The 5145-nt window shown below is 44.9% G+C and carries 7 protein-coding genes; all 7 read left to right on the forward strand.

The genetic code is table 11. The features are described from left to right. The first annotated feature begins 227 nt into the window (after positions 1 to 227). The 7 genes from AC5JMP_RS08215 to AC5JMP_RS08245 all read left to right on the forward strand — a co-directional run bounded on the left by AC5JMP_RS08215 (position 228) and on the right by AC5JMP_RS08245 (position 4911). Positions 228 to 758, forward strand: a complete 531-nt coding sequence (locus AC5JMP_RS08215; RefSeq protein ID WP_495850971.1) for a DUF3122 domain-containing protein — start codon at positions 228 to 230, stop codon at positions 756 to 758. A 175-nt stretch (positions 759 to 933) separates the two neighbouring features. Further along, on the forward strand, positions 934 to 1587 hold the full coding sequence (locus AC5JMP_RS08220; RefSeq protein WP_495850965.1) for a DUF998 domain-containing protein: 654 nt from the start codon (positions 934 to 936) through the stop codon (positions 1585 to 1587). A 49-nt stretch (positions 1588 to 1636) separates the two neighbouring features. Next, the gene (locus tag AC5JMP_RS08225; protein WP_495850966.1) at positions 1637 to 2509 is read left to right on the forward strand and encodes a DUF8173 domain-containing protein; all 873 of its coding nucleotides are present in this window, start codon (positions 1637 to 1639) and stop codon (positions 2507 to 2509) included. Between the two features lie 25 nt (positions 2510 to 2534). Next, positions 2535 to 3677: an alpha/beta fold hydrolase gene (locus AC5JMP_RS08230; protein WP_495850967.1), complete on the forward strand. Its 1143-nt coding sequence runs from the start codon at positions 2535 to 2537 to the stop codon at positions 3675 to 3677. After that, the gene (locus tag AC5JMP_RS08235) at positions 3659 to 3859 is read left to right on the forward strand and encodes a hypothetical protein (RefSeq protein ID WP_495850968.1); all 201 of its coding nucleotides are present in this window, start codon (positions 3659 to 3661) and stop codon (positions 3857 to 3859) included. Before AC5JMP_RS08230 ends, AC5JMP_RS08235 begins: the two co-directional genes overlap by 19 nt. 309 nt (positions 3860 to 4168) lie before the next feature. Beyond that, a complete protein-coding gene (locus AC5JMP_RS08240; protein WP_495850969.1) occupies positions 4169 to 4558 on the forward strand; it encodes a hypothetical protein in 390 nt (129 codons plus the stop codon). Between the two features lie 14 nt (positions 4559 to 4572). Continuing rightward, a complete protein-coding gene (locus AC5JMP_RS08245; protein WP_495850970.1) occupies positions 4573 to 4911 on the forward strand; it encodes a hypothetical protein in 339 nt (112 codons plus the stop codon). Positions 4912 to 5145: the final 234 nt, after the last annotated feature.

Consider the following 5145-nt stretch of genomic DNA (forward strand, 5'->3'; position numbering starts at 1 on the left):
ATTCTCATGAAACCCCCTCCTACTAACCTTTTGCAAGCTTTTGTCCTGTACTGAGGATGACCTTACACCTGTTGGGCTATGACACTGTGCAGGGCTTTCCACCTAGTTTTGGGGCTTGGAAAACCGCAGGAGAAGCGATCGCCTCCAGTTGATGCGGCACAATCATTCAAATTCAAAACTCTTCACTTTGAAATTGCCAGAAATTTAACGTTATGAGGACTTTTGTGATGAACTCTATCCGGTTTAACAGATTTAAAATTCAACCGATGCGCTGGCTGCTGGCTGGTTGGCTCTGCGTTTTACTCGTTGTTTGCAGTCCCTTGACCGCTTTCGCGACTGTGACGCAAATTGAAGAATATCAAGGGCAGATGCTTTACCAATCCCGGCAAACCCTGCGAGATCAGAACGAAAATTCCTGGCAGGTGATTGCCTTCAAACGTATCCATCCTGAGGGAAGTGCTGTTGTCTCTCTGCGTTTGATCGGCTTTGCTGATGGAGTGGAATTTGACCGCACGCAACCGCTGACCCTGACAACCTCAATGGGGGAAACGTTGACCGCCAGGGATATTTCTAGCGAAATCTCTCAAGACACACCAACCCCGGTAAACGTCGGAGAATACGATTTTCAGTCTGCCCTAACACAGTTGCAGTCTGAAATTCCTCTTTACTTGACGCTACCGATGGCCAGTGGCTCTGCAATCAAGTTGCAAATCCCATCCACAGCGGTTCAAGAGTGGCAAACAATTTCTGCGCGTTGAATAACCCCAAAAAACATACGGATAATTCTTTAACTCTCCACGTCAGTTAAAGAATTATCCGTCGTCAGTTTCGCTACGCCGACCCGTCGATTAGTTTATTCATTTGTAAAAGACTCCCTACAATTAAGTTTTCTCTTGCTGTGAAGTTTTCAATAGATAAATTACAAAATCCATCATGAACAAGCTAAAGCTCTCTGGTGTATTACTCTTTGTGGCTGGCTCGTTTGCCTTAATGGGCATCATCACTGCCGAAGTCTTCTATCCGTCTGGCTACACAACTTTCAACAGCGAGATAAGCGATCTGGGTGCAACAAAACCGCCTAACAGCTTAATCTACCAACCGTCCGCCAGCATTTTTAATATCACTATGCTGTTATCTGGCTTAATGACTTTGACGGCGGCATTGTTTCAGCATAGATATTTCAAAAAACTATTTTTCACTATTCCGCTTGGTCTATTTAGTTTAGGTTTAGTGGGCATTGGAATTTTTTCTGGCGAAAAAACTCCTTATCACGGAATATTCTCTTTGCTCACCTTTATATCGGGTGGAGTATCAGCGATTATGTCTTTTAAAGTTGTTTCTGCTCCGTTTAAATTTATTGGAATTGCCTTTGGAGCCATCTCCCTATTAACATGGTGTGCCGTTGTGCTTGCCCCTAATATAATTGTTCCTTTTATTGGCTTAGGCGGCACAGAAAGATGGCTTGTTTATCCGATTGTGCTATGGATAACAGGTTTGGGCGGTTATCTGATGAATCTCACAACAGCTAAAACCTTGGCAACTAATGATAGAGAGAAGGATGCTTACCGCGAACAACAAGTCATTTGAAATGTCATGAGAAATAGTCGATGTTTTTATCGTTTACGAGGATGAAATTATGAAATGGCAACAAATAATTCTGGCTTTTATAGCCACCATTTGCATGATATTTGCAGGCAATGCCCTAGCGCAGACTGATATCAATATCAATGATGCTAACCTCATTCGTTTTGGTGGTAGTGTAACCGTACCAGAGAACCAAGTGGTTGAAAATGCCCTTGCTTTTGGCGGGAATGTTACGGTGTCCCCTAATGCCAGAGTTGTGGACACTGCGATCGCTTTTGGCGGCGATGTCATCCTGCAAAAAGGAGCGCGGGTAGAGGGGGATGCTTACTCCTTTGGCGGCAAAATCGTACAGGAACCCGGTGCGATCGTGAGTGGTGAGAAAGCTACATTCAGCGATCGTCATGGCATGATGTACGGCTCCGATAGAGGCCGAAGTAGCTTCTTCACTCAGTATTTCCTCAGCGCTATTTTTAGAATCAGTGCCGCCGTAGTAGCCGCCATTCTTGGACTGATTATTTTGCAGACCAGCCCGCAGTTCTTACAGAACTTGGCTACAAAATTGCGTCAGCACCCCAGTTTGACTGCTCTGTGGGGGGGTGGGGCGATCGTCGCTATTGTCTTTGTTAGCGTGTTTCTGGCGATTACACTTATTGCCATTCCTCTACTTCCACTCCTGATTCTGACTGCGATCGTCACTTCTCTAGTTGGGTCATTAGGCGTAGCACTTTTTGTCGGTGAGTGCTTAATTCGTAAGGGCGATCGGTCGCTACAGCAGCGTTTTTTGGTGGGTTTAGCGATCCTGACGGTTCTATCACTCCTTCCATTCTTTGGAGGGCTAGTCGTTTTTCTAATCAATCTGTTTGGCTTAGGTGTCATCTTGCTGTGGAAATTTGGTAGAGAGAAACCTCAAATAGTTACCGAGTAAACAGGGCAGCATAATATTCGTCACTATGACCCGCAACCCATATCTGAAGCTGAATCAGCTATCTAAACTGAAAATCGTGAGGGCGATTCTCCAGAGAGGCTACGCCAACGCGCTGACATCGCTGCGAATTCTGGTATTTATCTTGATGTTTCTGGCGATTCTGCCCGTAGCATTGCTGCCCATTAGCGCCAGCATTTCCCTATCGATTGTGATTTTATTTGCAATGGCAGAGGTGGCATTGCTGGTGGCGGTGTTTCGGCTTGACTTTACCGTGCGCGTGATGCTTGCCGAGCTTGCAGGGTTTGTGGCGATCGCCCTCCTCGCCATTGTCGCCTCACAACTCTTCGCATCCACACCCCCCATTCTTGATGCCAATGGCAAACCCATACCCCACAGCATTGCTGTACTGGAAACAGTGAAACTCGGCGGCTCCGAGGAATGGATCACGATTCGCGGCAAGGACTCGCGCAATCCAGTGTTGCTTTTTCTGGCGGGTGGTCCCGGTGGTAGCCAACTCGTACTTGAGCAGCGCGCACTCGCTGGGTTGGAAGATCGCTTTGTTGTCGTCAACTGGGATCAACCAGGGGCAGGCAAATCGTTCCATGCGATCGACCATGCCAAGTTAACCCCCGATCGCTACATCACCGATGCCCATGAATTGGTCTTACACTTGCGCCAACGCTTTGGCAAAGAAAAAATCTATCTGTCGGGACAGTCGTGGGGTAGCGCCCTGGGCATTATGGTGGTGCAACGTTACCCAGACTTGTTTCATGCGTTTATCGGTACGGGGCAGGTGGTGGCTTTTCTGGAGAACGAGCTGATCAAGTATGATTTGGTGCTGCGTTTGGCACAGGAGCGCGGGGACATGCAGCAAGTGGAAAAGCTCAAGCAGCAGGGACCACCGCCCTATTACGGCAACGATGTTTTGCCCAAGATGCTGACTTACCTCAATGATCTGAAAAAGTATAGGAATGATGATCAGAATTCTGCGATCGCCAAACCTAAGTCCAACATATTGTTTGACCTGATGACGAGTTCTGAGTATGGACTGTATGACAAGGTGAATTTGTCCCGAGGAGAACTGCAAACGGTCGGCGTTGTGTTTCCGCAATTGTGGAGTGTGGATTTTCGCAAGCAACGCGCCTCAAAGTGCCTGTCTACTTTTTGATGGGTCGCCACGATGGCACCACGTCGCCGAAGCTGACCGAAGAGTATTTTAATCTCCTGACTGCACCCCACAAAGAATTGATTTGGTTTGAACATTCAGGTCACGGTCTTTGGATGAATGAGTCAGCCAAATTCATTGATGTGATGATGAACAAGGTTTTAGCTAGCAATCCAAAAGCTTAGGCAGATAGTGAGGAAAAATAGGCAGATTGATTTAGAAAAATGATGAATTTGTGTATTCTAACTACGTTTTATATTATGTCCCAAAAACTCATTCAAGAAATATAAAAATGCTTACTACAGTGATGCTAAGAGTCAAAGTTATTAACTAAAATTTTAAAAAGGCAATGAATTTTATCAAAGTTTGTATTAATTTCTCGACACAAGGCTAATCAAATGACATTCATACGTACTTGGCGATTTATAACACTGATTCTGGCTTCGTTTAGCCTAAGTTTATCTATGACCCATTTGCTAGAGCTGCCGCAAAGAATGCAGTTTAACCAGGAACTTTGGGTTAGAGTAACTGTTTTTGAAAATATTTATAAGCTATTTGGTTCAGTCGGCGCAGTTTTTGAAATCACAGCAATTCTGACGGCAATGGTGTTGGCATTTTTAGTTCGCAAGCGTGGTTCAACTTTCTACTGGACGTTGGGCGGAGTGATTCTCTTGATACTGGCATTTGTCAGTTGGATCATGTTTGTCGCGCCAATGAATGCTGAATTCGCTGAATGGTTGACCAATCCTATCCCAACGGATTGGACGCGGTATCGCGATCAATGGGAGTATGCACACGCAGTCAATGCCGTGATCAAAATCATGGGGCTAAGTTTGCTCGTGATTTCTGTGCTTGTTGAGACGCCAAAAAAGGCAGCAAAATGACTACTCAGCACCACATGAAAAGTAAAACTAAATTAACGCTGATTAAAAGCATTCACACGTTGATATGGGTTTTCTTCAATGGTGTAATTTTTTATATGCTGTATGCCGCGATCGCCCACAAGCTAGATATCTGGCTCTGGATTGGATATGGATTTGTATTTCTAGAAGGACTGATCCTACTCGCTTTCAAATCCCACTGCCCCTTAAATTTATTGGCTCGAAAATACTCAAATTCCACAAAGGATAATTTTGATATTTATCTTCCCAGTTGGCTAGCAAAATACACGAAGTTAATTTACACCACGATTTTCGCGATCGTTATTATCATCACCCTCTATCAAATTCTGAATTAACAAACATCGGTAAATATTATGTGGATTCAATGGATTGCAATAATTGGTGTTCTAATCATAATCTGTCTGGGATTAGCTGTCCTTTATGGTCTCTATCGCTGGCAGTTAGATACCGATAAATTACGTGCCAAGTTAGTAGGTGGAAGGCGAACCATTCAGCCAAAAATCTACGATCCAAAGTAATCGTTCAAGGGGTGTAGTCTTGAGTAGGCAACAAAGAGGGAGCAGATTGAG

The sequence above is a fragment of the Drouetiella sp. genome (genome assembly GCF_059504425.1).